Genomic DNA, 25831 nt, shown 5'->3' with positions numbered 1-25831 from the left:
TCAAAACCAAAGCCAAGAAAGTACGATCAGTCAAATTGTTGCTCAATCTAAGTCATCTAAGGCAACAGTTTCGAGCGTACGCTCTGAGGTGATATCAAAGCTCGCAAAGCACAGTTTTCCCCCACGCCGTCCGAAAGCGGATGTGATTGCAAATATGGGTGTGCTTCAATCAGTTGTGGCAACTAATACAGCGACACGTGCTGCAGCGCTCTCTCCTATCGTGGAGAAAAAACGAAAACCTGCAGTTAAAAAACAGAATAAGTTAGGGATCGGATCGTCTAAAGCGTTAATCATGACGACGGTTTTTGGGCATTTACCTGAACTTGATTGGACAAATGAAGCGGATAAACGTCGCTTACAAATTAATCCTGATGGGATGTTATTACCTTGGATTAGTAGAACGGTTGAGCAAGGGAGAAAAGAGAATACCTCATTCTCTATCGATGGTTTGCACTTGAGATTAGAGTATCTTCCATGGACTGATTGCTTTGTAACAAATTTGTCCGAAGAAGTGCTTTACACGGTGATGACCAGTCGTTTTGGGCTAGGGGAATTATCTATTAAGTTTGGAGATGTGATAGAAGATGATTTACAGGATGGGCTAGGTTTTTCTGAGCGAATTATGACGGCAGAAGAGTTGCTTTGGTTGGCTGGGTTATGGACTGTGCAGGGGCGGGTGTTACCTGGAGATGACCCAACAAAAGCCAGACGGTTAAAACATGCACCTGATTGTATGCAAGATATTGCTATTCCTGAAGTACATGCGGTTATCGCTCTTTGGCAAACGCGTATGATGAGTGCTTTCGAAGTTGTAAGTGAGTTAAATGTTCCTCAGCGGTATGTGTTTGGGGTAATGGCTGCCGCTACTACAGCAATGCAGTTTGAGTACTAGTAATGGCGTTTTTTTATTTACGTGATGTGAGGGTAATGTGACTATAAAAGGCACTAAAAAACGATACTTGCAAGTTACGCCCAGTGGTGCCTACTATGCTACAGTTAATTCTCAATCAGACGATGCTCGTGCTTTGTTGCTTCAGTTGATGAGCAGCGAGATACCTATAGAATATTCGCCTGAAATCTTTGCAGAATTAGCTGATTTAGATAAAGAGTTGGCAGATGTTTTATTCAACCGCTTAGTGGCGCGCCGGTTTCTTGCTTTAGTGCAAGAGCCCATAGTGCCTCCTCAAGGAAGTCTTGAATCAACACTCACCGATATTCTATTGACGCTATCTGCGACAGGGAAAGTTGTTTTAGGTGATGATCAAGGTTTTTGTTTAGGCTCTTCTGGGTTTGATCGAGACCATGCGGATGCATTAGCGGGACTAGCTGCTGACTTAATATCTCTGCACCAACGGCATAATTTGCTCTTAAATAAGGAGTTACAGCTGATGGGAGAGTCTTGGGGATTGTTAGACCCCGTTGGTAGCAGTATGCTGGGCACTTGGATAATACATATTGGATCACAGGCATTCGCGATTGTGATCCAAGGACAACCAAATTTAAACCAACACCAATTTGTTGAGTTAATTAGCGCTCTGGCGAGTCGCTATTTAGATCAGTAAGCCTGAAGGCAGGCTAATAATAAAATAATGGAGATAAGTTGTTATGCGTTCTGAAATGATGAGGTCAATTCTTAGTGACCTGAATGGAACGTCTGCTGAGATAGAAGCCTCGGCAGTCATCTCAACAGATGGGTTGATGATAGAAGCTTTACTTCCCGCGAGTATGGATGAAGATAGAGTGGGTGCAATGAGTGCAGCGATGCTTTCTTTAGGAGAAAGAACTGCACAAGAGTTAGCGCGAGGAGAACTTGAGCAGGTGCTTGTGAAAGGTATCGATGGTTATATCTTGATGACGCATGCTAATAGCGATTCAGTTTTAACGGTAGTTGCTAAACCTAATGCCCGTTTGGGGCTTATTTTTCTTGATGTAAAGAGGGCTGCTGAAGGAATAGGAAAGCTGTTATAAAAGAGGGAAAATTTTATACATGTTTATTACGTACCATGATGGGGCTTCTCGAGAGATAACTATTGTTGATCGCGAAGTTCCTTACCCGGACGGGAAGTTAATTGTTTCCAGAACTGATATTTCTGGTGTGATTACTCATGCAAATCAGGCATTCGTTGAAATGTCTGGTTATTCTTTGGATGAGCTAATTGGAACTAATCATTATATTCTTCGTCACCCGGACATGCCTGCTGCTGCATTTGGTGATCTTTGGGACACGATTAAGTCCGGGAAAAAATGGCACGGATACGTAAAGAACCTTCGAAAAGACGGTGCGTATTATTGGGTCAAAGCAACTGTCATACCTAATATTCGTAACGGTGAATTGACAGGGTATACATCAGTTAGAAGAAAGCCGTCACGCAGTAAAGTTGTTGCTTGCACGTTGTTATATGCACAAATGAATATGGATGTTCAAAGCTAATGGAAACGTACACGCTATCAGTTAGTCCAGATTTTGCGCCTGAGTATTTGTCAGGCTGGTTTATCTTTAATACTTGGCTACAAAAGTCATTAGAGACTCCTTTCCATTTAGAAATTTATGATGATTTTGAAGCCCAGCGACGTGATATCCAACTAGATAAAATCGATCTTATATATGCTAACTCATATGATGCTGCGATGCTTGTCAGAGAAAAGGGGTTTCAGGCCGTTGCTAGACCTGCCCATGTTTCGGACGAGACAGTAATAGCTGTAGCTAATAGTTCTAATTTTGATAGTGTTGATGATCTTGTTCCATGGTGTAGGGTTGCTTCAACGCATGACCCTGACGTTCATATGATGGGTATGATAATGCTAGAGTCAGCTGATTTAGATAGCTCTAATGTGGTTGTCACCTCTGCACAAACTTACGTTCTTGTCGCCAAATATCTTTTAAATGGAGATGCTGATGTTGGTTTCTTTTTAAAAGACTCTTTTCAAGATTTATCAGATTTAATACGTAGTCAAATGCGCGTGTTGGTAGAAAGCCAGATTGGTGTGATTCATCACACGCTATTAGCCGGTCCGAAAGTGCAGCATTTAGTCCCTGAAATGTTAGATCGTTTACTATTAATGCAAAACACGACAAAAGGAAAGGATGTGTTAGATAGTATGCAAATGACGGGCTGGTTGAAAATGGAAGGAGAAGATACAGACTTCATGATTGATCTAATAGATACGTTGATGGAGTAAGTAGTTAGCTAGCTACTAGGCTGTTCAGCTATTTCAATTTTGTTTTTGCCATTGTGTTTTGCACTATAAAGTGCCTGGTCGGCACGTTTTATTATACTTTCAATGTTAAAATCATAGTCAGACTTACAACTAATACCAAAGCTTCCTGTTATTGAGACTGATTTCCCTTCAAAGTTAAATACATACTCTTCTAGATTCTTTCTTACGCGTTCGGCAACTAGGGATGCGCTTTCTAATGTGCTTCCAGGAAAAACTATTGCAAACTCCTCACCCCCATAGCGATATGCTGTGTCTGAATGTCGCAAATTTTGTTTCAATAGTTGACTAAAAAGTACGAGGATTTCATCTCCAAATAAATGCCCGTAGTTATCATTCATACTTTTGAAGTTATCTAAATCAATAAGGCATAAAGTAAATCCCTGTGCGTAGCGCTGGCTACGCTCCAGCTCGAGCGTAAGGTTATCTGTAAAAAATCTTCTATTAAATAGCCCGGTAAGGTTGTCAGTAATACTCAACCTCTTATAGCGCTCTTCGCTTTCTTGTAATGCTATTTTATTCCGTTTCTCATTACTGATGTTAGTAAGCGTTTCTATGGCGCCAATGATATTGCCGCTATTGTCTCTTATACTGGCTGCTGTAAAAGAGAGCCACTCTCCGTGTTCTCCTATATCAGGAAAGAAATCTTCGGCTTCAAATGCATCATCTATCAAAGGGGATTTTCTAAATTTATTTTTGTAAAAGTGAGAAACGGCGTTGTCCTTACCTCCTTCAACAATGAGATCAGCTAGCGTAGGGCGTTTAGAGGCATAAAATGTCATCCATTGATTCTGCGTACCTATCATATCTTTATGGTTCTGTGCGGTGAGGTTCTCTAGCGCTAAATTCCAAGAAATAATGGTATGGTTATGATCGATTACGAATGTTGGAAGTGCGATTCTATTGAAAACGATTTCCAAAAAACGATCGTGTTTTTCCAAGGGGTTCTCATTAGAAAGAGAGTTACCAGTTACCACAAAAATACCTTCCTGTTTTTTATACCACTCCATAATAATTGTAGGTGAATAAGCGTACATGTAACAAGTTTTTAATGACAGTGTATACTAACGCCTTAATTTATACGGTAGGTACCCATGGACGCGCTAAACGAAATACTTGAATTTCTTGCTTGTGAAACACCGCAGAGTTGGATTGATCATGCAGTTAAAAATCAAGACATACTTTTGATTGATCATGCCCATTGTGAGAAAAAAGCGGCGTCCACAGCCATGACTTTAATGTTCCGTTATGTCGATAGGCCCGATTTATTACATAAGATGTCGCGCTTAGCACGTGAAGAGTTAATACACTTTGAGCAAGTTTTGGAGTTATTGCAGGCTCGCGGTATTGACTATTGCCACATGGATTCGTCTGGCTATGCTGGAGGGATGCGTAGAAATATTCGAAATCACGAGCCAGCTCGGCTGATTGATACTCTTATTGTTGGCGCATTTATCGAAGCTCGCTCGTGTGAGCGTTTTGCAAAAATTGTTCCTTATTTAGATGATGTTTTAGCTAAATTTTATCGTTCTTTGCTAAAGTCAGAAGGGCGTCACTATCAGGATTATTTATGGCTTGCTCGGGAGTATGCTGGCGAGCCTATAGATGAGCGGATTGAGGTATTTCGTCACGCAGAGCAGTTACTTATTGAATCTGAAGATGATCTGTTCCGTTTTCATAGCGGTATACCACCTACCATATCATAAACAAAAGCAACGTTGGCGGGCTATATTGGTTCGTCAACTAACAATAAGCCATTATCATTACACTCAAGGTACCAAAGCTTTGTGTCCCAGTCGCCTAATACGACGCGTGTACCATGTTCATTACTTCTTTGATTGTAATGAATGGCAGGTCGATGGGTGTGGCCATGAATAAGCAACTCTATCTTTTCTTCTCGTAAGACTGTTGATACAGCTAATGGATTAACATCCATAATTTCATTGGATTTTTCTGTGGCGAGTTGTTGACTAGTGGCACGAAGTTGCTGTGCTATTGCTAGTCGTTCATTGATTGGTTTTGCAAGAAAAGCTTGTTGCCAGTTAGGGCTGCGGACTAAGGCTCTAAATTGTTGGTAGTCTTTATCGTCGGTACAAAGTTGGTCACCATGCATAACTAAAGCGCTTCCAATTGGGAGATCAATTCGCTGCTTTTCTTCTAGTAGAGTTGCGCCAATTTTTGTAAGAAACTGATTTCCTACGAGAAAGTCACGGTTGCCATGCTGGAAGTAAAGCCTACAGCCTCGCTCACTTAATGATTTAAGTGCATTAAACAACGGGTTGAATTGAGGCTCTTGTGCATCATCACCGATCCATGCCTCGAATATATCACCTAAAAGATAAAGGGCATCGGCATCAGCCGCTGTTTCTGATAAGAAGTGTAGAAACGCCCGAGTAATGTCCGGGCGCTCTGCTTTCAGATGAAGGTCTGAAATAAACAGTACTTTCATAGAAAAGGGTTTTACTCTTCAGTGATTTCAGCTGATTCAATAACAACATCTTCAGCGGGTACGTCTTGATGGCCTGCACTCATCGTGGTTTTAACGCCTTTGATTTTATCAACAATGTCCATACCATCTACGACTTTAGCAAAAACGGCATAGCCCCAGCCTTCTGTTGTTTTTGCTGTATGGTCCAAGAAGGTGTTATCCGAAACATTAATAAAAAATTGCGCTGAAGCAGAGTTTGGATCCATGGTGCGTGCCATGGCTAGTGTGCCAGCTTGGTTAGAAAGACCGTTATCTGCTTCGTTATCAATTGTTTCACGTGTCTCTTTTGAAACCATACCTGGTTCAAAACCACCACCTTGAATCATGAATCCATCAATGACACGATGGAAGATGACACCATCATAAAAACCATCGCGCACATATTGCTCAAAATTGGCCGCTGTAGCAGGTGCTTTTTCATGATTGAGTTCAATAGTAATGTCACCGTGGTTTGTATGGAGAATAATCATTAATGATTCCTTTTTAGCTTCTCTGTCGTTGGTCGACTATTATACGCAAGTCTTAAGCCTCTGCACGAATAAAGCATATAATCTTACATCTAATTCTCTGTTATGACGGTGTGCAGTACACGACTTAGCGTTTATAATGCTTAATCATTTTGGGCTCTAATGCCCGGCCAACAGTTTCGGATATACACTGATAACATGTCTAAAAACGAATCGGGCGAGAAGCCAACTAATTTTATCCATCAAATCATTGAAGATGATCTGAATAATAATGTCCATGAGAAAGTAGTAACACGCTTTCCGCCAGAGCCAAACGGCTACCTCCACATAGGTCACGCAAAATCTATATGTTTAAATTTCGGTACAGCCGAAAAATATAAGGGTGTGTGTACTCTGCGTTTTGATGATACTAATCCTGATAAAGAGAGCCAAGAATATATTGATTCAATTCTTAGTGACATCAACTGGTTAGGCTATGAATGGGGAGGGGATGTTCGCTATACGTCTTCATATTTTGATCAGTTGTATGATTGGGCGATTCATTTGATTACAGAGGGTAAAGCCTACGTTTGTGACTTAGGTGTTGAAGCTGCGCGGGAGTATCGTGGTAGCTTCACCCAAGCAGGTACTGATAGCCCTTACCGTAATCGTTCTGTTGAAGAAAACTTATCGCTGTTCGAGCGTATGAAAAATGGCGATTTTAAAGAAGGGGCTTGTTCTTTACGCGCTAAAATTGATATGAGCGCCGCGAACATGAATCTTCGGGACCCGATGATTTATCGTATATTACATACGAGTCATCATCAGACAGGTGATAAATGGTGTATCTATCCTATTTATGATTTTGCTCATGGTCAGTCGGATGCAATTGAGGGAATTACTCATTCTTTATGCACTTTAGAGTTTGAAGATCATCGCCCGTTGTATGAATGGTTTATTGAGAACCTTCCTGTTCCGTATTCACCAAAACAATATGAATTTTCCCGATTAGAACTTAACTATACGATTACGAGTAAGCGAAAACTAAAGCAGTTAGTTGATGAGCAAGCAGTGACAGGTTGGAATGACCCTCGAATGCCAACTATTTCGGGGCTACGTCGCCGAGGTTATACACCCAAATCACTTCGCCAGTTCTGTGAAATGATTGGGGTTACTCGTTCCAATGGTGTTGTTGACATGGGTATGCTTGAATCTGCCATTCGTGAAGATTTGGATTCATCAGCCCCGCGTGCTATGTGTGTGACTCGACCACTCAAAGTGACTTTAACTAACATGGAAGAGGGCGTGGAAGAGTGGTTTGAACTCCCTGCACACCCTAAAAATGAGAGTATGGGTGCACGTCGAGTTGGGCTGACACGTAATTTGTTGATTGAACAAGAAGACTTTATTGAAGTAAAACCTATTGCTAAGAATAAACATGACAAGTGGAAGCGATTGGCACTAGGTGATGCTGTTCGGCTTCGCGGTGCTTATGTTATTACCTGTAATGAAGTCATTAAAAATGCTGAAGGCGAGATTGTAGAGCTACTTTGTACTTATGATGCCGCCACAAAAGGCAATAACCCTGACGGTTATAAGCCTAACGGTGTTATTCATTGGGTTTCTCAAGAGCTATCTGAGCCATGTGAGGTTCGCTTATACGATAGGTTGTTCACTGAAGCAAACCCAGACGGTGATAAGGAAAGAAGCTTTTTGGAGTGTGTAAACCCTGAATCTTTAGTTGTTCTATCTGAATCACGAATTGAGCGAAGTGTTAAAGGTGCTGAGCCTGAAACACGTTATCAATTTGAGCGTATGGGCTACTTCTGTATTGATACAGATTCAACGGACGAAAAGTTGGTTATTAACAGAACTGTGACATTGCGCGACTCTTGGGCTAAAGCAAAGAAATAGCTTATGTCGCATGCAGGGCTGAACATTTCAGCTCTGCTGCTCCTTACAAAATTTCGGTTCTGTTTTTTCCTGCGCGTTTTGCAATATAAAGTGCTTCGTCTGCGCGGCCAATGAACTCTTCGGTTGTTTCGTCCTGGATATATTGGGTTACACCGGAGCTGCAAGAGATGCCTTGTTGAATGCAAAACTTATTATCTGTAATAGCTTTACTGAGCTTAGATGCTATCGCCTCTGCCATTTTTAAATCTGTTTCAGGTAAAATTATTATGAACTCTTCTCCGCCCCATCGGCCAACGATGTCCGTACGGCGGGTTTCTCGTTGAAGTAACTGTGCGAACTCTTCTAGAACTTTGTCACCTATATTGTGTCCGTGTACATCGTTGACTACTTTAAAATCATCAATATCCATAAATATGCAGGATAGATTCCACTGGTACCTTATTGAAAGATGTATGTATTCAGATAAGCTTTCGGTTAATTTATAGCGATTATATAACCCTGTTAACTGATCATGTTCTGCAATATCAATTAACTCAGTATTATGAGTATTGGTAATCTTGTTTTTATACAGTAAATAGCTAATAACAATGACCATTACAGTTACAAGTAGCCATAGCGGAAGAAGGCTGGAAGGGTCCTTTCCTAGAGTTTTATTCCCTTTGTAAATGAAATTAGAAATGTCGTAATCTGTTTTGAGGTGCCCGCTAATAAGGTAAATATTCGCCATTTCCTTAAAACGATTCTGATCAATTGAACCAAAAGGGACGTCGTTAATTAGTGCGAGTTTCTTAAGCTCCTGCCCTTCAAAAATTAGTGCCTCGATAGATCGATTTTGAGTATTATATTTATCGTAAATAATTTGTGCTGTTTCTTCAATATTATCAAATGCATATTGCCAACCTTTGACTGAGGCTCTAAAGAATTTTTCTGTTAACAAAGGGCTTTCTTTTACAGTCGTGTCGTGGGTAAAAAGAATGTCACTGTACATATCGAAGCCATAATCAGCAGGGTGGATTATACTGTAGGGCGCGTCTTTAGATATCATTTGATAGGGTTCGTTAGAAACGTATGCACCCATTACATCAGTTTTCTTGTTTATTAGATCCAAAATATCAAATGAGTGCCTTTGTTGATTATAGTCATCAGATGTTATGCCTGCTTTCATCAGCATGGCTTGTATTTCAACGACATCTAATGCATCACTGGTTAACATCATTTGCTTGTTTTTGAGGTCTTCAGGCTTCTGTATGTCGCCGCGTGTTATTAGCATTAACGGCGATTTTTGAAAAGTAGCGAATAGAGCGGTTACAGGAGAGCCATTGCCCTTATCGACGATGATTGATGAGCGACCTACAGCAAAAGTAGCTTCTTTATTGACAACAGATTGAGCTAGTGAGCTCCCATGTTGATATTCTCGAATATCAACATTTAGGCGTTCTTGTTCATAAAACCCTTTCTCTTGAGCAATATAGTAGCCTGCAAATTGGAATTGATGTTTCCAAAGCAATTGCAGCGATACAGTTTGTTGAGTCTGTGCCGATGCGCTGCTGAAGGGAAGCAGCAATGATACAAGTAATAGCCAAAAACATACTAAAGGGTTCACTTATATTCCTTCATTAGAACCATGTATCTATTATTAAACTTGAGTGCTCGCTCAATATCTATACTTTTATGGTGCGATTAGTTAATTCTTTATTTAATTTAGCCTTAAATCAATAGAGAGCTGGAATTTGCATACCTATTCAGAAAATTTGTAGCTTTTTCAAGAAAATAAGCTAAAGGATGCCTTCAGCCCCTAATCGATGCCAGTGGTTAAGGGTTGCTTCTTGAGCCTTATTGAGTGTTGATGCTACAAGTCGTTGGTCATCTAATATTTCTACTAAGCCTAGTGCCTCAAGTTTTTCCAAGGCATCAGTGATTTCAAAATCGACTTTTTGTCCCCATTTATCTAAAAGCCACTTTTCAATATTTTGATCCAGCGCTTGTCTTGTAATAGGTGTAGTCGCCTTAAGAAGAAAATAATAAGCAAGTATTGCTTCTTTACACTCTTCTTCTTCAGCATCATCAATTAATCGATGAAACACACCGGCATTATTATCAAGGTTTTTAAAGTACAAATGCTGAGTCAACGTTTGGATGAATCTGAGTTTCCGGTTTTTGAAGTTGTTGAACTGCTTCCAAAAATAACTACCTACAGCGCCTAAACCTGCAAAAATAACGACAAGGGCCGCTTGGTCCAATTCTACAGGCTGGCTTTTTATCCCAAGCCAAAAACCAAAAAGAGAGGCAAGTAATAGAATGGAGGCGCCTAATTTTGTTGTTAAGACAATACCTCCGCTAATGACTGCTGGGATGCCAATTAGGAGTTTATCGATTAATCGCATCCTAACTTCAGTATTAGGAAAGAGCATCTCTAAATCGGCTTTAGGCACGTTTTTGAAAAGCTTTAAAATAACTCCTCCAGGCTGAAGGTTAAACGTTTGTTGCCTTTTTTCTTCGATGTGCTCATTAAAACGGATGTAAATCACAACTCTGTCGTAGTTAATGAAGCGGATTTTTGTTTTACGCAGACCCCAAAGAGTAGTAATTGTTTCTTCTGTTTCTCGCTCGCCGCGAGCAAACAGCAGCACTTCAGAAAAGTCACTAAAATCTACTTGTAAGCGTACTTTCATTAGTGAGTCATGACATAAAGCTTGTTTAAGTGTCTGCTCAGTAACTTTTTCATAGTTAGCTTTATTTAGTAAGGACTCTAATTGCGCTACAAAAGAGAGGTCGTCATGATGCATCGTAGAAGGGAGGTCAACTTTTACAGTATCAGAGTCTGGGTTAATACCTGCAAAACTGCTTTTCAGTGACTCGATACGTGCCTGAAACGAAACATGAAATAATTTTTGTATCATCGAGGCCATTTGGCGAAATTGTTGTCGCTGCTGTTTATCGAGGTCGCCCGTCGATAAGCACATCTCTATGACGTCAACTTTTCGAAATGGAATAAAACGTAAAGGATCAATCGAGTGTTTCTGCATAGGTAAGTTATAAATCTTTGAGAAAAAAATTGCGCAATTTTATCAGTTGTTAAAGCAAAGCATAAGTTGAATAAATAAAAATGTTCTTCTCAATTAAGAATAAATAAAGGCTGCTTTCGACAAAAGTATGATGAGAATCAAACCAGCGTATAAACGCAGGAGAGATAATAACTATTAATGCAATAGTGTTGCTCATTGATATCAGGAGATATAACGATGACTGATCCAAAATTGATAACGATTAATAAGCCTGTAATTAAGGGTGATGGTGTCGAAATAGAATCTTTTTCAGCAACCGCACTGGATAATGTTTTTAAAGCTAATATGGCTAGGTTGACTGGAGGTATCTCACCTGCAGGCTTTATTAGTCTTTATTTTACGTGGGCTACACATCTTGCCCTTTCGCCGGGAAAGCAAGTCAGCCTAATTGAAAAAATGTATCGAAAGGCATTTAAGTTATCTTTGAGTAGCCCTTCTCTAATGCAGGCTAAAAGTCCTACTTGTATTGAACCACTTCCGCAAGATAAGCGTTTTTGTGGTTCAAGTTGGCAGCAATGGCCATACAATTATATTTATCAGAATTTCTTATTTTCACAGCAATGGTGGCACAACGCGACAACAGATATTGACGGGCTATCCAAAGCTGATGAGCGAAGTGTCTCCTTTATCGCACGACAGGTGTTAGATAGGTTCTCTCCCAGTAATATCCCTTTCCTAAATCCAGAGGTGATGCAAAAAACGATAGACCAAGGTGGGGAAAATCTTGTTAAAGGGTTTAAGAACTACCTCGAAGATGTCGATCAGCATCTGTCAGGAAGCTCGCCAGTAGGTGCAAGTCATTATGTGCCAGGTGATAGTGTGGCAGTTACTCCGGGAAACGTTGTGTTTAGAAATCATCTTATTGAATTGATTCAATACACACCGACTACAGACAAAGTATATTCAGAGCCGGTGCTTTTCGTCCCTGCATGGATCATGAAATATTATATTCTTGATCTTTCACCGCATAACTCTATGGTCAAATACCTTGTTGATAATGGTCATACTGTTTTTATGATCTCATGGCTAAATCCAACAACTCAAGACCGCGACCTTGATATGGAAAGTTATCGTGAGAAGGGAGTTATGGCAGCAATTGATGTGATAAGTCAGCTTTTTCCCCAACAAAAAATACATGCAACAGGTTATTGTTTAGGAGGGACATTGCTGTCAATTGCGGCTGCAACAATGGCAAGAGAGGGAGATAAACGCTTAGCGTCAATGACTCACTTTGCTGCTCAGGTTGATTTTAGTGAAGCGGGTGAGCTTATGATATTCACCAATGAAAGCGAAGTTTCATACTTAGAAAAAATGATGTGGGATCAAGGTGTTTTAGATGGAGCTCAGATGGCGGGTGCATTTCAAATTTTGCACTCGAATGACTTGATATGGTCTCGAATGGTCCACCACTATCTTTTAGGTGAAGCTGAATCTATGAACGATTTGATGGCATGGAATACAGATTTAACGCGTATGCCATATAAAATGCATTCGCAGTATTTGCGTAAACTATTTCTCAACAATGAGTTGGCTTCAGGGCAATATTTAGTAAAAGACAAACCGATAGCCATTAGAGACATACACATCCCCATTTTTTCTGTAGGGACCGAGCAAGACCATGTAGCACCATGGCGTTCTGTGTATAAGCTTCATTTACAGTCGGATAGTGAGGCAGTCACTTTTGTTCTAACAAGCGGGGGGCATAATGCTGGTATTGTGAGTGAACCAGGGCATAAGCACCGTCATTATCGGATTTCAACGGAGAGTGACCGTGATTGTTATACAGATCCTGATAGTTGGTTGGTAAACAATGCCCCGAGTGAAGGCTCTTGGTGGCCTGAGTGGCAGAGTTGGTTAGCCAATTACTCTAGTGAATTAATCGATACGAAACCGATAGAAAAATCGTTATGCCCTGCTCCAGGGTCTTATGTTCATCAAAAGTAACAGGCATCGGAAAGGGACTGAGCAGAACTTTTCTGCTCAGTTTGCTATATCTTTAGATACACAGACGTTGTCTTTGCCTTGTTTCTTTGCTTCAAACATAGCCGAATCGGCACATTTAACTAAGGTTGAAATTGAACTGCCATGGCTAGGGCAGCCACTTATGCCAGCACTCGCAGTCATGATAGTTTCTTCATCATTTTCATCGAGAAAAGGGCTGAGTGATAGTGTAGATAATAGCCGTTTGGTAAGTTTGAAAGCAGTGTCTTGCGCTGTATCAGGGCAAAGCAATAAGAATTCTTCTCCTCCCCAACGGAAAAGCAGGTCTGTTTTGCGTATTAAAGACGAAACGGTTTGAGAGAAGTGTTGGATAGCGTTATCACCACTCTGGTGGCCGTGTTTATCATTTATAGATTTGAAGTTATCAATATCTATCATGACAACTTGCATTGGTTGCCCTTGCTGAAGGCTTACATTGAGATACTGGCCAAATAGTTCATAACCCGTTTTTCTGTTATATAAGCCTGTTAAATAGTCTCGTTGAGAATGATAGAATAATTTTTCTGTTAAGAGCTGGGACTGTGTAATATCTAATACTAAGCCAATCATTCTTAATGGCTGGTTATTGGCATCTCGCTTAACCACAAGCCCTCTATCATGAACCCAAATGTAGTCTCCGTTCCTGTTTTTTAAACGGTACTTTGCCTCATAACGAGATTTATTGGATGAGAGGTGTTCTTGAAGCAGACCAATGACTCGACCTACATCGTCAGGGTGTACCGCAGAACTCCATGTTTCTAATGAAGGATTAGACATTTCATGCGGGCCGTATCCCATCATGCGATACCATTGGGGGCTTAAGAATAAGGTGTCATCAGTTAGGTTCCAATCCCATAATCCATCGCTCGCTTCATTTAACGCAAAAGCTCGAAGAGTTTCGTCGTTGTGAAGGTCATATTCATGTTGTGCTCTCAATGAAATATCACGCGCTATAGAAACGAAGTAAGGCGTACTGTTATGTGTGAAATAATTTGTTCGAACTTCTACAGGATAATCGCTGCCATCTTTACGCTTATGGCGACCAACAAAAATGAAGTTGCCTGCCTCTTTAATTGCTGCAGATATTTCGGACCATTGTGATATTCCAATAACGTCTTTATTGAGGGATAAGACGCTTTGGTGCAGAAGCTCATTGCGAGACATGCCTAAAGAGCTACAGCCTTCGGCATTGGCTTCGATGATATGTGATGTAATTGGATCAATAATATATATAGCGTCACTTACATGATCAAAAAGGCTTCGAAAGAACGCTGTATCAATGACCGGTGAATCTGAAGGCATTTATGTCACACTACTATTTATAATCGATAGCACCAGTGTAGATGAAAATTTACAAAACTCTAATGACATACAAAAAATATGTATTAACATAAGATGAACAGGTGCACGACTAAAGTATAAAATTGTTGCGGTGCACAATAATCCTGTGTAAACTACTCAGGTATTGTTGCTCATATTTATGTGAGTTTTATTTTCTGTATTAATGCATGGAGGTATATGTATGTACCCTAAAATACGTAACCCTGAAGAGTGGCTTGAGCAACAGGAAGCTCTGCTTGATACATATATAGAACGGGTGTTCGAATCGAAAACTATTGATGAGTGGTACAGTGCTTCGCATTGGTATTTTGATGCAATAACTGCCTTGTTTCTACCGCAAGCTACAGTGAAGTAACGAATTCAATTGAGGCCTGCTAACAGCGGGTTTTATTTGCTCCAAAACAGCCAAATTGCTTCTTTTTTGAGCTTAAATTATATTGCTGTTTTTAGTGGTCTGCATTACTGTTTTATATATAGGAAACAGCAGAGCCACTTATGTCTACCAAACTATCTAATGATACCTTCATACCTTTAAAATCTAATCTATTAGATAAGAGTACTTCAAAATACGAAGCGCTATATGGCCACATAAAAGAGGCGATATTTAATGGCCGGCTAAAAACAAACGATAAGCTGCCGTCATCAAGATATTTGAGCAAGCTTTTAGGTATTTCACGTAATTCAATTTTGACAGCTTATGAGTTGCTACTGTCGGAAGGTTTCATAGAAAGCCGCCAAGGATCAGGAACTTTTGTTGCTGATGCCGTTGACCTAAAACCGTTGTTAGGTAGTGGTACTAACATCAGATTCACATCTTCCAGCATACATGTTTCAAAAATTGGACAGCGCGTTAATGCTACTGATTTACTATCGCCTGTAAAAGCTGTTCCCTTAGAGAGAAAGGAATCTGTTTTTTTGCCTGCTCAGCCTGCAATGGATTGTTTCCCTTATAAAGAGTGGCAGTCTGCTGTTACAAAAAGCTTAAGGAATCCGTCCGCATTTTCTGAACAGCCAGTAATGGGGGTTTGCTTGTTAAGGGAGCAGATTCAAGAATTCCTGCTGATTACTCGTGGCGTTAGGTGTCATGCTGACGATATTATGATTACTTCTGGGTCTCAGCAGGCTTTATCCATAGTGCTCAATTTACTGGTGAGTGATGGTGATAACGTTTTACTAGAAGATATCGGTTTTAAAGGCATTGATGCTGTTTTGTCCAGTTTGGGTGCAGTTCAAATGACATTGACAGTAGATGAGCAGGGGATCTGCTTTGATAAGTTAAGCGAGGTATGTCAGCAAGCTAAAACCTTGGTATTGACGCCCTCGCGTAGCTTCCCTTTAGGGCACACGTTATCGCTACAGCGTCGCTTATCTATTCTCGAGTGGGCATATGAGACTCAGGGATGGGTTATAGAGGATGATTATGATAGTGAGTTTATCTTCAGTGGACATAGTATTGCTTCGTTACAAGGTTTGGATTCAGGCGGGAGGGTTATTTATACCGGGACGTATAGCAGAACAATGTTTCCTGGTATCCGCTTAGGTTATATTGTCCTGCCTCCTGTATTAGTACCTCTGTTTAATAAGTTTAAACGCATTGTTGATGGGGGGATCTCTGCTCAGCAGCAGGTTGCAATGGGATTGTTCATGCAAAGTGGGGCTTATAGCAGACACTTGCGGCGCATGAGAAAATTATACAAAAAAAGAAAAGCCATACTTGATCCATTAATGCAGCAAATGCTTCCTATGCTGTCACTTATTCCGAGTGAAGGAGGTATGCATAGTGTTTACCATTTTCAAGGCGGTCAAGATGATGTTGCTATCGCTAGGGAAGCAAACCAATACGGTTTAGGTGTACGTCCATTATCATCATATCAGCGTAATGATGTAACGAAACATGCTTCATATTCAGGTCTTATAATAGGCTACGCAGGAACAACAGAGGAGCATATACAAAAAGGTGTTATTAAGCTGCGGCACATTATTGATGATTTTTGTAAAAAAAGCTGATCATTTCGTAAGGTTTGTGTAATGCTTCGTTTATTCTTGTTACTCCCAATATAGTAAGGCCATATAATGCTAGAGCTTTCGATATTAGCCGTTTTTATACCCACATTTTTCTTTGTATCTGCAACACCGGGTATGTGCATGACATTATCTATGACGATGGGGATGACAATTGGTGTCCGCCGCACCTTATGGATGATGGCTGGAGAGCTTATTGGAGTTGGGTTAGTCGCATTTTTATCGGTTATTGGTGTAGCAACCATTATGCTTAATTACCCCGATATATTTTCTATATTCAAATATGTCGGTGGAGCATATTTGATTTATTTGGGCATCCAAATGTGGCAGTCTCGTGGAAAAATGGCTGTGACAGAAGAAAACCCAGAACATATTTTAATTAGTCGTAATTCACTCGCGTTTCAAGGATTTGTTACAGCGGTGGCTAATCCCAAAGGGTGGGCTTTTTTTATCTCGCTACTGCCGCCTTTCATTAACTCTTCCGCCCCTATTGCTCCACAGCTGACTTTGTTGATATTAATTATCCTCATGGTTGAGTTTATCTGCTTACTCATTTATGCAAGTGGTGGACGTACAATGCGCCGTTTCCTGCAAAAAAGTGGCAATGTAAGGCTTATGAACCGTATCGCCGGTAGTTTAATGATCGGTGTAGGGGTTTGGTTAGCTACGGGCTAGTTTTCTCTGGTGTTATCTGGGGATGTCCCATTAATATCTTCATAGGAACAATTCTTAACGTCGTGCCGTAGCCTGTTTGGTATAGCAAATCTTTTTGTTCTGGGCTGAGGTTGAATTCTGTAGGGGATATGCTTCCTGCGTGAATGATGACAGTTGAATGCCAGTAGTGGTCATTAATATATTCTCTAGACATGGTTGTCATGAAGGTTCTGATTAGCATTGCCATGTAACTAATTAATGGGAAGACTCTAAAGCCTTTGGGGTTTGACGCTTCTTGTATACTGCTTAATCTAAAAACAACCACAGGGGAATTATCACCCGCCCAATCTTGTTGTAAAGCTTCTTCAGAGAGTATGCTGCCATCAACCATGAGTTGACCACGAAATTCTTTAAAACTAAAAAGAATAGGTATGGACATCGAAAACCTTACAGCTAACGATACTTTAAGGTAGGGCGTTCTTTGTTTGTTAAAGATAACGGGTTGTCCTGATCGGACATCGGTAGCCACCACATGAAAAGGGTATTTAAGATCGGCAAAGGTAATACTGCCTAGCTTATTATCAATCCATTGTTCAAATTGGTCACCAGAAGATAACCCTCCCGTCCTGAGAAGATGGAACAGAGAGTGCCCTAAGAATTTCCCAAAATTAGTTTTTTCGGCGATTTGTTTTATGTGTTCTAAAGAGTAGCCTGCAGCATATAAAGCGCCGACAATGCTTCCGCCTGATACACCGACTAAAGATGAAAATGTGATTCCCATCTCCTCAAGCGCGGTCAATACGCCAATATGAGCCGAGAGCCTGCTTCCGCCACCTGCTAGTACAGGCACCATATTAGTTGGGGGGCTAATACTGTGAATCTGAGTAGTACTCATACTCTACATCCCCTACCGTAAACTGAATTGAAAAAGATTCATTCAGAATAGTTAAAGCGTTACGTACTAATTATACACTGGTTAAAGAGATTGCCTTTTTGAGTCTGTGGCATACTCTATATTCTAAGGATAGTAGACCTCTTCGATAAAATGAATTGCTAACGTATATTCATTAAAAACCGTTGCACTTCACTATCTGAGGTTCGTCGTATTAAAAAAACTCATTCCTCATGCTTTGAAGTTTATCTAGAAACAAAAACGCCTAGAAATTTCTAGGCGTTTAGGGAGCTATATAAAAACTCCTAATAAATATTGGGGCGTATCCTTCGCCTTATATAAAAATGTAGTATTTTATTTGCTAGCTTTGTTTTTGCGGCGTAATCCGCCCAAACCCAATAAACCAAGGCCTAGTAATGCAATAGAGCTAGGTTCAGGAACAGTAGAAGTGATTTCTTGAATAAGTTTTCTTTCTATTCCAAAAGTAAATGTATCAAAACCAGTAGCGTGTAGCTGGAATGCGTTGGTTCCACCAACAACATTATTCTGGTAGAAAGCAGCTAAACCATTTTCGGTGCCGATTGTAATACCGTTGATTGTATCAACACCTGCAGCTAACGCAGCATCACGAGCGGCGCTAGTAGAAGCTCCAGTGTTGTTTGCTCCATCACCAGATACATCCATTACTTGGCGGAAAGCGTCAAAGTTGTTGTTAGCGAACAGGCCGCTACCGTAGTTAATAGCAGAACCAATAGCAGTAGATCCGCTAAATGCACGTGTTGTCGCATCAAGTGCATCTGCAAATGCCGTTGCGCTAGCTAGGCTGTTGATTAGAGTCCAGTCGATGTTAGTGGACTGCTGGCTTGAACCAGACCATTCAATGTATTGCACGGCGATACCGCCGTTAGTTCCTGCAAGAATTGAGTTAACAACAGCGGCTGAACGAAACGCGTTAGAGTATCCAGCTAATTGTAAAGCATATTCCGATGAGTCTACGCTTCCGGAAACATCAGCTAATAACTGTAATTCCAAATCGACCATTACGGCGGCATTAGCATTAGTAGTTAAAGCAGCTGCTAGTATTGCTGTAGCGATGAGAGATTTACGCATTTTATATGTCCTTTTTGAAATCCAATATATTTACTGTGTAATTAAGCATGATTAGTGCCAAATAAAAAATATTAAATAAAATCAGATATTTAACTTTTTCTATCGAAATTGGTTCGAGATAAGTGTAAAAAAAGGTGACGCCGTGTTGATACATAAATGTAATAACAGAGAATTTTTAGGTCTCGATTTTATCGTTTAGGGTATAGGGAAGAAGGAAGGAATCCCTTCAAGATAAAAATCGTACATTGTAGCGCTCGGGAAAGGTTTGAAGGGGTACTTGTTATCCGATCAGTACGTGATCGCGTATCTTCCATTGAGGAGCTAGTATTTTAGTATTAAGTTATCGTGCTCTTAGGAGATAGGGGCATCTGTATGCACTCTTTGATTCTGCATTTCCTTAGTCTTTTAACACTAGTAAATGTGAAGTTTCTGGAGTATGAATAAACAGATGGTTATAAGTTAATGAAGGCTTCTGCTTTATTGCAAGTCGATTAGTTGCTTTATGAATGGTCGAAGGAGCAGGCATGATAGCTAAAAAAATATATGATAAAATACAGTTGTTAAGAATAATTCTTATTTCATTATTGCTTATTGTTCCAGCCGCTTCTTGTTATTCTGATGATGATTTGTCACCTAAATTTAATAAGCACCCTTCCTTGAAAAAAACGCCAATATTGCCAGTAGTCGATCTACCATTACCTGTCATTGAAGGGTTTCAGTTGGGAGCCTATCGCACATATGATTCTGAAAATAAGCTATATCGCATAAAATGTGTACAAGAAAATATAATAATTAAAATTTATGAAGATCCAACTAATCATGCTATTGATATTGTAATTAATGGGTTACGTGAATCTTTGTTGGAAGATAGTATTAATGAATTCACAATTAAACTTTGTGGTAATTCAAATTCTGTTGCATATCAGCTTAAAGGCCCTGCAAAAAAAATGGTCAGCAATAGACGATTAACTTTGGATGGTAGTGCAGGTTTTGATTATGTTGATTTGAAATTGAGCCTAAACACACATGGACGTAAAATTTCATTAAATAATAAGTTGTCTTTTAATTTAAATTTTAAAGGGGGTAACGATAATTTAGAAGCCAGCTTTAACCATATAGAAAAAAATTCTATCTTGGTAATGGATGTTAACGATATTAATAGGGCCAGTATATTATGGCGAAATGAAGCAAAAGTTGCTGGCTCCGCAAGAATTAATATTGAAGGCGACGCTAGTGATGATAAATTTTTCATTTCAATGATGGACGTAGATATTGAAAATCGAGGTAGTATTAATTTAAATATTTATGGTGATAACAAACAATTAATCCCTAATAATAGCGAAACTGTTCATGGTAATGATGAGATACTGTTTTCTTACAGAGGTAAAGTTGTTGGATACTTGTCTGCAATGTTACACGGAGATGATGGTGCGTTTCGCATAGCATCCCCTTTGTGTGTTTCTACTCCTTGCGATCTATTTGGTGCGACAATTGGGGGTAGCGACTTGGAGCAGCAATTAAGAAATAACAGAGACTATGCTTTTGATAATGTTCAGGCCGCGTTTATTTTAAAATCGGAAAGCTTGGGGGATAGTAACATTACCGTTGATGCCGGTTTAGGAGATGATACTGCAGTACTTCTTTATAAAGGAGTACGAGACTCAATTGCTCGCCATGAATACTCTCTTAGTGGTGGTTCTCATTACAGAGGACAGTCAGATACATGCTACCCTGAAATAATAGAAGGAAGTCCTTCTGCTTGCCGCTTTTTTAGTCATGATATTGTAAATACGGAATTTGATTTTTTCTTTGATGATTAAATCCAATATTAATTATTATTAAGGCCGAATAGGTTCTGTCATTTCTTTAGTTATTATTTGCATTCAACGTTATATACATTAATTATTATTCCATGATGATAAAAGTCCTGAATACATTTATTTGATGTATAGTAATTCGTTAATTTGGGTCATTGAAATGACTAATGTGTTTATGTCTTATTATAAAACTTCTTTGTCTATCTACTGCATTAGTCAGAATTTACCTGTTCTATTAATTAGTGGTATGAAAATGTTTTTGTTTTAGATATGTAGGCCAAATGGTTTAATAAAAGCATTATAGTTATGTATTTAAAATGTTAATTAATGTCTTTTCGAGTGGTTGTATTTTATTATTAATAATTAGATTCGTTATGTCTATTTTATAATCGCGTTATGTTATGAATGTAATCATAGTTTTCAATAAAGTTAAAGTAATTATTTTTTTGATGTGCAGGCTAAATAGATACGCATCTTTTTTTATATTAACATTTTCTCATTGAACTATCGTATAGTGCTACGGCCAAAGTACTCATGTTTCAGTAAGAATAGGTGATTGATGATCGCTGGGAGGTGCAGTAGTTTGATTTTTGTTCGTCTCTACCACATATGGCGGTTCAAAAAGATAGATCAGGCAAAAGCTTTGTCCCTAAAGCTTTCGCCTGACACTATTTTAAGGAATTAATATGAAAACTATCGTGATTGTAGGTGGTGGGGCTGGAGGACTTGAATTAGCGACTCGACTGGGTCATCAATATGGAAAAAAAAGCAAAGGAGCATCTGACCAGCAAGTAAATATTATCCTTGTAGATAAAAACCGTTCTCATATCTGGAAGCCGTTGCTTCATGAAATCGCCACAGGCTCTTTAGATATCAATACTGATGGGGTTGTCTATCGTGCCCACTCTAGTCTTCATTATTACCAGTTCCAGCAAGGAACAATGATAGGTGTTGATCGTGAGAACAAAACAATCCTCCTGAATGCGCTCGATGATAATGAAGGTAAAGAAATACTCCCTCAGCGTGAGATTCAGTACGATATGCTAGTAATGGCTGTTGGTAGTGTAAGCAATGACTTTGGTACGCCAGGTGTTGCTGAGCATTGTTACTATCTTGATTCACACCTTCAGGCGGAGCGCTTTCATCAGTCCATGCTTAATCACTTTTTAAGGATTAATCAGCAACCCGACAACCCTGATGCTGAGCAAGGCGTTTTAAAGCTAGCCATTGTCGGTGGAGGGGCAACAGGTGTTGAGCTTGCGGCCGAGCTATATCATGTCGCTGATTTATTAAAAGTTTACGGCATGCCCAAGATGTCGGCTAAACGATTAAAAATAGCATTAATTGAAGCGGGGCCGCGTTTACTTCCTGCATTACCTGATCGTATTGCGATGACAGTAAGGCGAGAGTTGCAAAAATTAGGTGTGGAAATACTTGAAAATACACGTGTTATAGCGGCAGATGCAGAAGGGTTTGAAACAGCAGAGCAGCAACGTATATCCGCAGATATTACTGTGTGGGCTGCTGGAGTTAAGGCACCAGATTTTATTAAATCAATTGATATGTTTGAGACTAATAGAATCGGTCAAATTATTGTAAAACCAAGCTTACAAAGCAGTGTGGATGATAGCATTTATGTTATTGGTGATTGTTGTGCATGCGAGCAGCCTGATGGTAGCTGGGTTCCACCAAGAGCACAGTCTGCTCATCAAATGGCGGACTTGGTCAGAAAGAATATTAAATTGCAATTAAAGCAAAAACCTTTGCAAGACTATATCTATAAAGATCACGGGTCATTAGTGAACTTGAGTAAATACAGCACTGTGGGCAGCTTGATGGGGAACTTAAACAAAGGGACGATGTTTATCGAAGGGCGCCTTGCGCGCTTTGTTTATATCTCTCTATATAGGATGCACCAGATAGCTATACATGGCTGGTTACGAGCCTCAGCGGTGATGCTTGCACAGAAAATTGCTAATAGCGTTAAACCCAAAATGAAACTGCATTAATGGTATGATTTGTCGCTAGAATTTTATAACGACAAATCATAAGGACAGACCATGTTTGCATTTTTTGAGCGGTTGGTTGTACCGTTTCCACCAGAGGAGCCGCAACAACCGCCCAAAGGTATTTATGCGTTTTGCCGCCATTATACGAAGGGTAGTGAGGTTTACCTTTTATTGATGGCGGTGTTAACAGCCTTAATCGCTATCTCAGAAGTTATGTTGTTTGGCTTTATGGGAGAACTTGTTGATTGGTTAGTCACTAAATCTCCTGAAACGCTATTTCAGGATGAGGGTGGCCGCTTAATAACGATGAGCATAGTGGTACTGGTAGTTTTACCACTACTCGTACTACTACATGGCTTACTGGTTCATCAAACATTGCTTGGGAATTACCCCATGTCAATTCGTTGGATGACACACCGCTATTTATTAAAACAAAGCATGTCTTTTTATAGCAATGATTTTGCAGGCCGTATTGCTACCAAGGTTATGCAAACGTCATTGGCAATTCGCGAAACCGTAATGAAGATACTCGACGTACTGATGTTTGTACTGGTGTACTTCATCTCTATTGTTGTGCTTGTAGCCCAAGCGGATATAAGACTGATTTTCCCCATGATTATTTGGATGGGATGTTATATCGGTATTCAGATGTACTTTGTACCCAAGCTAAAACGGGTTTCAATGGAACAAGCTGATGCACGCAGCATAATGACAGGGCGTATTGTTGATAGTTATACCAATATTCAAACGGTTAAATTATTTTCCCATACTGACCGTGAATCGCGCTATGCAGAAGAGGGGATGAATGGCTTTTTAGATACGGTTTATCGCCAGATGCGTTTGGTAACGGGGCTTAATTTCTGTGTTCAGTTCATCAATTATTTTTTAGCATTTTGTGTTGCTGCATTTTCAATTTGGTTGTGGAAAGATAGCGCTATTACGGTAGGAGCTATTGCTATCGCAGTGAGTCTTGCACTACGTATTAACGGGATGGCTCAATGGATTATGTGGGAGATAAGCTCTCTGTTTGAGAACATTGGAACAGTGAGCGACGGCATGAAAACAATGTCAACGCCACAAGAAGTTGCCGATATTCCTAATGCACAATCATTACATGTCAAACAAGGTGCGGTTAAATTTGACCAGGTCGGCTTCCATTATGGTCAAAAATCAGGGGTAATTGATCACCTTAACTTAGATATTAAATCTGGCGAGAAAATTGGTATTGTAGGGCGCTCCGGTGCTGGAAAATCAACATTGGTCAATCTGTTGATGCGTTTCTATGATGTCGAGTCTGGTCGAGTCGTGATTGATGGGCAAGATATCAGCCAAGTGACGCAAGAAAGCTTACGCCAACACATTGGTATGGTGACACAGGATACTTCTTTGTTGCATCGATCGGTGAGAGATAATATTTTATATGGTCGTCCAGATGCAACTGAAGACGAGCTGCGCGAAGCGACCGAAAAAGCTGAAGCAAGCGAATTCATACAAAAGTTAACGGATCCCGCAGGGCGAGTTGGCTTAGATGCTCAGGTAGGCGAACGTGGTGTTAAATTATCAGGGGGGCAGCGTCAGCGAATAGCAATAGCTCGCGTCTTGTTAAAAAATGCACCTATTCTTATTCTTGATGAAGCTACGTCAGCCTTAGACTCAGAAGTAGAGGCTGCTATTCAGCACAGTTTGAATAAACTGATGGAAGGTAAAACTGTCATTGCGATTGCGCATCGTTTATCAACAATAGCAGCAATGGATCGCTTAATCGTTATGGATCAAGGTGAAATCGTTGAACAAGGCACTCATCAGGAACTTGTCTCTTTTGGTGGAATTTATGCAAAACTGTGGGCACACCAAACAGGTGGATTCTTGGGGCTGGATATTAATGATTAAACTTAATTGTCGTGATTAAGCAGCGATTGAAATATGTGTGCTCCTAAGCAAGTTAGCACCGTAAGCCTGCATAAGCGCGACTATAAAAACAATGAGTTACGGGGAAATATGCAGCATAAGTTTGCATAAAAATGTAGCGAAATATTGAATGAAGTTACTTCTGACACAGGCTAAATTGTAGTTTTGTAATTTTACTACCATTAACAACGGTTACAGCTCATGAAAGATGAAACGGTCTTCATTTAGCAAAAAATTGGAAGATAAAAATCTGCAGACATATTGCCTAATTTAATATTGGATTTGGTTCGGTAGCAAGACTGCTTTGTGCTATGGCTCAGCGACCTCAGGGCAAGATCAGATCAAACTATTAGGCAGGTTCGTGCCAAAAGCGGAATTTCAGGTGTTGCTAATATAATGTCGCATCAGCTAACCCTCAGCTCCAAAAGCGGACTAATCTTCCTGCTGATAGGTAAGCTCTGCTTTATGTGCGTTTATGTACAGTATGGTAATCTTGGCCCTTTTTGCATATGTTATGAGGTCAATGGCAACACTAATGGATTTATGTTTCATTACAAGGAAGCTAAAGATGTTTTCAAATCATAATGTTACTTCTCTTTTTTTAAATAGTTCATTTTTTCGTGCCGGCCCTCTAATAACTGTTATGAGACCAACGGCCTTTTAAACGGGCTGTTAGCTACGAAAAGAAAATATGCCCGTAGATATAAATGGAAATACTGTAAAGGTCGGATCGAAAGTTCGAGTACTTCATATAGACCCGAAAATCACAGAATATCTCCCCGAAGAGGAGGTTACGGATTTAGACTCTATGCTAAATGAAGTGCTGGAAGTCTATGAAATTGATGAGTATGACTGTGCATGGGTCGAAAAATGGTGGGATCGTGGAGATGGCCAAACTGAAAGTCACAGCTTGTCATTGTCTTCTGCTGAAATGGAACTAGTGTAAGATGTCAGTTCCAGAAGTTAACA

Annotated in this window: 23 protein-coding genes; 15 read left to right on the top strand and 8 right to left on the bottom strand. The window is 39.9% G+C overall.

Annotated elements, in window-relative coordinates; translation table 11 throughout:
- The 5 genes from QZZ55_RS05115 to QZZ55_RS05095 form a co-directional block, all read left to right on the top strand.
- The coding region (locus QZZ55_RS05115) for a hypothetical protein (RefSeq protein ID WP_293266012.1) at positions 1 to 892 on the top strand (892 nt) is incomplete at its 5' end.
- 37 nt (positions 893 to 929) lie between these two features.
- Positions 930 to 1562: a hypothetical protein gene (locus QZZ55_RS05110; protein ID WP_293266010.1), complete on the top strand. Its 633-nt coding sequence runs from the start codon at positions 930 to 932 to the stop codon at positions 1560 to 1562.
- Between the two features lie 43 nt (positions 1563 to 1605).
- The gene (locus QZZ55_RS05105) at positions 1606 to 1968 is read left to right on the top strand and encodes a roadblock/LC7 domain-containing protein (RefSeq protein ID WP_293266008.1); all 363 of its coding nucleotides are present in this window, start codon (positions 1606 to 1608) and stop codon (positions 1966 to 1968) included.
- Positions 1969 to 1987: 19 nt separating this feature from the next.
- Positions 1988 to 2431 (top strand): PAS domain-containing protein, encoded by a 444-nt coding sequence (locus tag QZZ55_RS05100; protein ID WP_293266006.1) that lies wholly within the window; start codon positions 1988 to 1990, stop codon positions 2429 to 2431.
- The gene (locus tag QZZ55_RS05095) at positions 2431 to 3180 is read left to right on the top strand and encodes a PhnD/SsuA/transferrin family substrate-binding protein (protein WP_293266004.1); all 750 of its coding nucleotides are present in this window, start codon (positions 2431 to 2433) and stop codon (positions 3178 to 3180) included. Before QZZ55_RS05100 ends, QZZ55_RS05095 begins: the two co-directional genes overlap by 1 nt.
- A gap of 8 nt (positions 3181 to 3188) precedes the next feature.
- Here QZZ55_RS05095 and QZZ55_RS05090 read toward each other — a convergent pair whose 3' ends face one another.
- A complete protein-coding gene (locus tag QZZ55_RS05090; RefSeq protein ID WP_293266002.1) occupies positions 3189 to 4157 on the bottom strand; it encodes a sensor domain-containing diguanylate cyclase in 969 nt (322 codons plus the stop codon).
- 153 nt (positions 4158 to 4310) lie between these two features.
- Between QZZ55_RS05090 and miaE the strand changes: the two genes are divergently transcribed.
- The gene (miaE, locus tag QZZ55_RS05085; protein ID WP_293266000.1) at positions 4311 to 4922 is read left to right on the top strand and encodes a tRNA isopentenyl-2-thiomethyl-A-37 hydroxylase MiaE; all 612 of its coding nucleotides are present in this window, start codon (positions 4311 to 4313) and stop codon (positions 4920 to 4922) included.
- A 20-nt stretch (positions 4923 to 4942) separates the two neighbouring features.
- Here the strand turns inward: miaE and QZZ55_RS05080 are convergent, their stop codons facing one another.
- Together QZZ55_RS05080 and QZZ55_RS05075 are read right to left on the bottom strand one after the other, a co-directional pair.
- Positions 4943 to 5665 carry a UDP-2,3-diacylglucosamine diphosphatase gene (locus QZZ55_RS05080; RefSeq protein WP_293265998.1) on the bottom strand — a complete coding sequence of 241 codons (723 nt, stop codon included), beginning with the start codon at positions 5663 to 5665 and terminating at the stop codon, positions 4943 to 4945.
- A gap of 11 nt (positions 5666 to 5676) precedes the next feature.
- Positions 5677 to 6174: a peptidylprolyl isomerase gene (locus QZZ55_RS05075; RefSeq protein WP_293265996.1), complete on the bottom strand. Its 498-nt coding sequence runs from the start codon at positions 6172 to 6174 to the stop codon at positions 5677 to 5679.
- A gap of 195 nt (positions 6175 to 6369) precedes the next feature.
- Here QZZ55_RS05075 and QZZ55_RS05070 point away from each other — a divergent pair, with 195 nt between their 5' ends.
- Entirely contained in the window at positions 6370 to 8064 is a 1695-nt protein-coding gene (locus tag QZZ55_RS05070) for a glutamine--tRNA ligase/YqeY domain fusion protein (RefSeq protein WP_293265994.1), read from the top strand.
- Positions 8065 to 8107: 43 nt separating this feature from the next.
- Here QZZ55_RS05070 and QZZ55_RS05065 read toward each other — a convergent pair whose 3' ends face one another.
- Both QZZ55_RS05065 and QZZ55_RS05060 read right to left on the bottom strand, forming a co-directional pair.
- A complete protein-coding gene (locus tag QZZ55_RS05065) occupies positions 8108 to 9667 on the bottom strand; it encodes a GGDEF domain-containing protein (protein ID WP_293265992.1) in 1560 nt (519 codons plus the stop codon).
- A 172-nt stretch (positions 9668 to 9839) separates the two neighbouring features.
- Positions 9840 to 11090: a DUF3754 domain-containing protein gene (locus QZZ55_RS05060; RefSeq protein WP_293265990.1), complete on the bottom strand. Its 1251-nt coding sequence runs from the start codon at positions 11088 to 11090 to the stop codon at positions 9840 to 9842.
- Between the two features lie 216 nt (positions 11091 to 11306).
- On the opposite strand from QZZ55_RS05060, the gene QZZ55_RS05055 reads away from it, so the two are divergent.
- Positions 11307 to 13073 (top strand): alpha/beta fold hydrolase, encoded by a 1767-nt coding sequence (locus QZZ55_RS05055; RefSeq protein ID WP_293265988.1) that lies wholly within the window; start codon positions 11307 to 11309, stop codon positions 13071 to 13073.
- Between the two features lie 36 nt (positions 13074 to 13109).
- Here QZZ55_RS05055 and QZZ55_RS05050 read toward each other — a convergent pair whose 3' ends face one another.
- Entirely contained in the window at positions 13110 to 14411 is a 1302-nt protein-coding gene (locus QZZ55_RS05050; protein ID WP_293265986.1) for a diguanylate cyclase, read from the bottom strand.
- Positions 14412 to 14631: 220 nt separating this feature from the next.
- Between QZZ55_RS05050 and QZZ55_RS05045 the strand changes: the two genes are divergently transcribed.
- From QZZ55_RS05045 to QZZ55_RS05035, 3 genes are all read left to right on the top strand, one after another.
- Positions 14632 to 14805, top strand: coding sequence for a hypothetical protein (locus QZZ55_RS05045; protein ID WP_293265984.1), 174 nt, complete (start codon positions 14632 to 14634; stop codon positions 14803 to 14805).
- Between the two features lie 140 nt (positions 14806 to 14945).
- A complete protein-coding gene (locus tag QZZ55_RS05040; RefSeq protein ID WP_293265982.1) occupies positions 14946 to 16457 on the top strand; it encodes a PLP-dependent aminotransferase family protein in 1512 nt (503 codons plus the stop codon).
- 66 nt (positions 16458 to 16523) lie between these two features.
- Positions 16524 to 17147 carry a LysE family translocator gene (locus tag QZZ55_RS05035; protein ID WP_293265980.1) on the top strand — a complete coding sequence of 208 codons (624 nt, stop codon included), beginning with the start codon at positions 16524 to 16526 and terminating at the stop codon, positions 17145 to 17147.
- Here QZZ55_RS05035 and QZZ55_RS05030 read toward each other — a convergent pair.
- On the bottom strand, positions 17137 to 18021 hold the full coding sequence (locus QZZ55_RS05030; protein WP_293265978.1) for a patatin-like phospholipase family protein: 885 nt from the start codon (positions 18019 to 18021) through the stop codon (positions 17137 to 17139). The genes QZZ55_RS05035 and QZZ55_RS05030 overlap by 11 nt on opposite strands.
- Before the next feature lie 351 nt (positions 18022 to 18372).
- Positions 18373 to 19128, bottom strand: coding sequence for a DUF1194 domain-containing protein (locus QZZ55_RS05025; protein ID WP_293265976.1), 756 nt, complete (start codon positions 19126 to 19128; stop codon positions 18373 to 18375).
- 524 nt (positions 19129 to 19652) lie between these two features.
- On the opposite strand from QZZ55_RS05025, the gene QZZ55_RS05020 reads away from it, so the two are divergent.
- The 4 genes from QZZ55_RS05020 (at position 19653) to QZZ55_RS05005 (ending at position 25808) form a co-directional block, all read left to right on the top strand.
- Positions 19653 to 20948, top strand: a complete 1296-nt coding sequence (locus QZZ55_RS05020; RefSeq protein WP_293265974.1) for a hypothetical protein — start codon at positions 19653 to 19655, stop codon at positions 20946 to 20948.
- A 683-nt stretch (positions 20949 to 21631) separates the two neighbouring features.
- Positions 21632 to 22954 carry an NAD(P)/FAD-dependent oxidoreductase gene (locus tag QZZ55_RS05015; RefSeq protein WP_293265972.1) on the top strand — a complete coding sequence of 441 codons (1323 nt, stop codon included), beginning with the start codon at positions 21632 to 21634 and terminating at the stop codon, positions 22952 to 22954.
- 51 nt (positions 22955 to 23005) lie between these two features.
- Positions 23006 to 24844: an ABC transporter ATP-binding protein gene (locus QZZ55_RS05010; RefSeq protein ID WP_293265971.1), complete on the top strand. Its 1839-nt coding sequence runs from the start codon at positions 23006 to 23008 to the stop codon at positions 24842 to 24844.
- Positions 24845 to 25553: 709 nt separating this feature from the next.
- On the top strand, positions 25554 to 25808 hold the full coding sequence (locus QZZ55_RS05005) for a hypothetical protein (protein ID WP_293265969.1): 255 nt from the start codon (positions 25554 to 25556) through the stop codon (positions 25806 to 25808).
- The last annotated feature ends 23 nt before the right edge of the window (positions 25809 to 25831 follow it).

Source organism: Neptunomonas sp. (assembly GCF_016744175.1).
In the GTDB taxonomy this organism is placed as follows: Bacteria; Pseudomonadota; Gammaproteobacteria; order Pseudomonadales; family Balneatricaceae; genus Neptunomonas.
The sequence above is the reverse complement of the archived record's forward strand: the minus strand, read 5'-3'. Positions and strand labels throughout refer to the sequence as shown.

Coding starts and splice junctions, on each gene's coding strand:
- QZZ55_RS05100 (WP_293266006.1), top strand. CDS start 1,988: ATGTTTATTACGTACCATGATGGGGCTTCTCGAGAGATAACTATTGTT.
- QZZ55_RS05025 (WP_293265976.1), bottom strand. CDS start 19,128: ATGCGTAAATCTCTCATCGCTACAGCAATACTAGCAGCTGCTTTAACT.
- QZZ55_RS05070 (WP_293265994.1), top strand. CDS start 6,370: ATGTCTAAAAACGAATCGGGCGAGAAGCCAACTAATTTTATCCATCAA.
- QZZ55_RS05030 (WP_293265978.1), bottom strand. CDS start 18,021: ATGAGTACTACTCAGATTCACAGTATTAGCCCCCCAACTAATATGGTG.
- QZZ55_RS05050 (WP_293265986.1), bottom strand. CDS start 14,411: ATGCCTTCAGATTCACCGGTCATTGATACAGCGTTCTTTCGAAGCCTT.
- QZZ55_RS05095 (WP_293266004.1), top strand. CDS start 2,431: ATGGAAACGTACACGCTATCAGTTAGTCCAGATTTTGCGCCTGAGTAT.
- QZZ55_RS05105 (WP_293266008.1), top strand. CDS start 1,606: ATGCGTTCTGAAATGATGAGGTCAATTCTTAGTGACCTGAATGGAACG.
- QZZ55_RS05075 (WP_293265996.1), bottom strand. CDS start 6,174: ATGATTATTCTCCATACAAACCACGGTGACATTACTATTGAACTCAAT.
- QZZ55_RS05020 (WP_293265974.1), top strand. CDS start 19,653: ATGATAGCTAAAAAAATATATGATAAAATACAGTTGTTAAGAATAATT.
- QZZ55_RS05015 (WP_293265972.1), top strand. CDS start 21,632: ATGAAAACTATCGTGATTGTAGGTGGTGGGGCTGGAGGACTTGAATTA.
- QZZ55_RS05040 (WP_293265982.1), top strand. CDS start 14,946: ATGTCTACCAAACTATCTAATGATACCTTCATACCTTTAAAATCTAAT.
- QZZ55_RS05010 (WP_293265971.1), top strand. CDS start 23,006: ATGTTTGCATTTTTTGAGCGGTTGGTTGTACCGTTTCCACCAGAGGAG.
- QZZ55_RS05005 (WP_293265969.1), top strand. CDS start 25,554: ATGCCCGTAGATATAAATGGAAATACTGTAAAGGTCGGATCGAAAGTT.
- QZZ55_RS05060 (WP_293265990.1), bottom strand. CDS start 11,090: ATGCAGAAACACTCGATTGATCCTTTACGTTTTATTCCATTTCGAAAA.
- QZZ55_RS05080 (WP_293265998.1), bottom strand. CDS start 5,665: ATGAAAGTACTGTTTATTTCAGACCTTCATCTGAAAGCAGAGCGCCCG.
- miaE (WP_293266000.1), top strand. CDS start 4,311: ATGGACGCGCTAAACGAAATACTTGAATTTCTTGCTTGTGAAACACCG.
- QZZ55_RS05055 (WP_293265988.1), top strand. CDS start 11,307: ATGACTGATCCAAAATTGATAACGATTAATAAGCCTGTAATTAAGGGT.
- QZZ55_RS05045 (WP_293265984.1), top strand. CDS start 14,632: ATGTACCCTAAAATACGTAACCCTGAAGAGTGGCTTGAGCAACAGGAA.
- QZZ55_RS05035 (WP_293265980.1), top strand. CDS start 16,524: ATGCTAGAGCTTTCGATATTAGCCGTTTTTATACCCACATTTTTCTTT.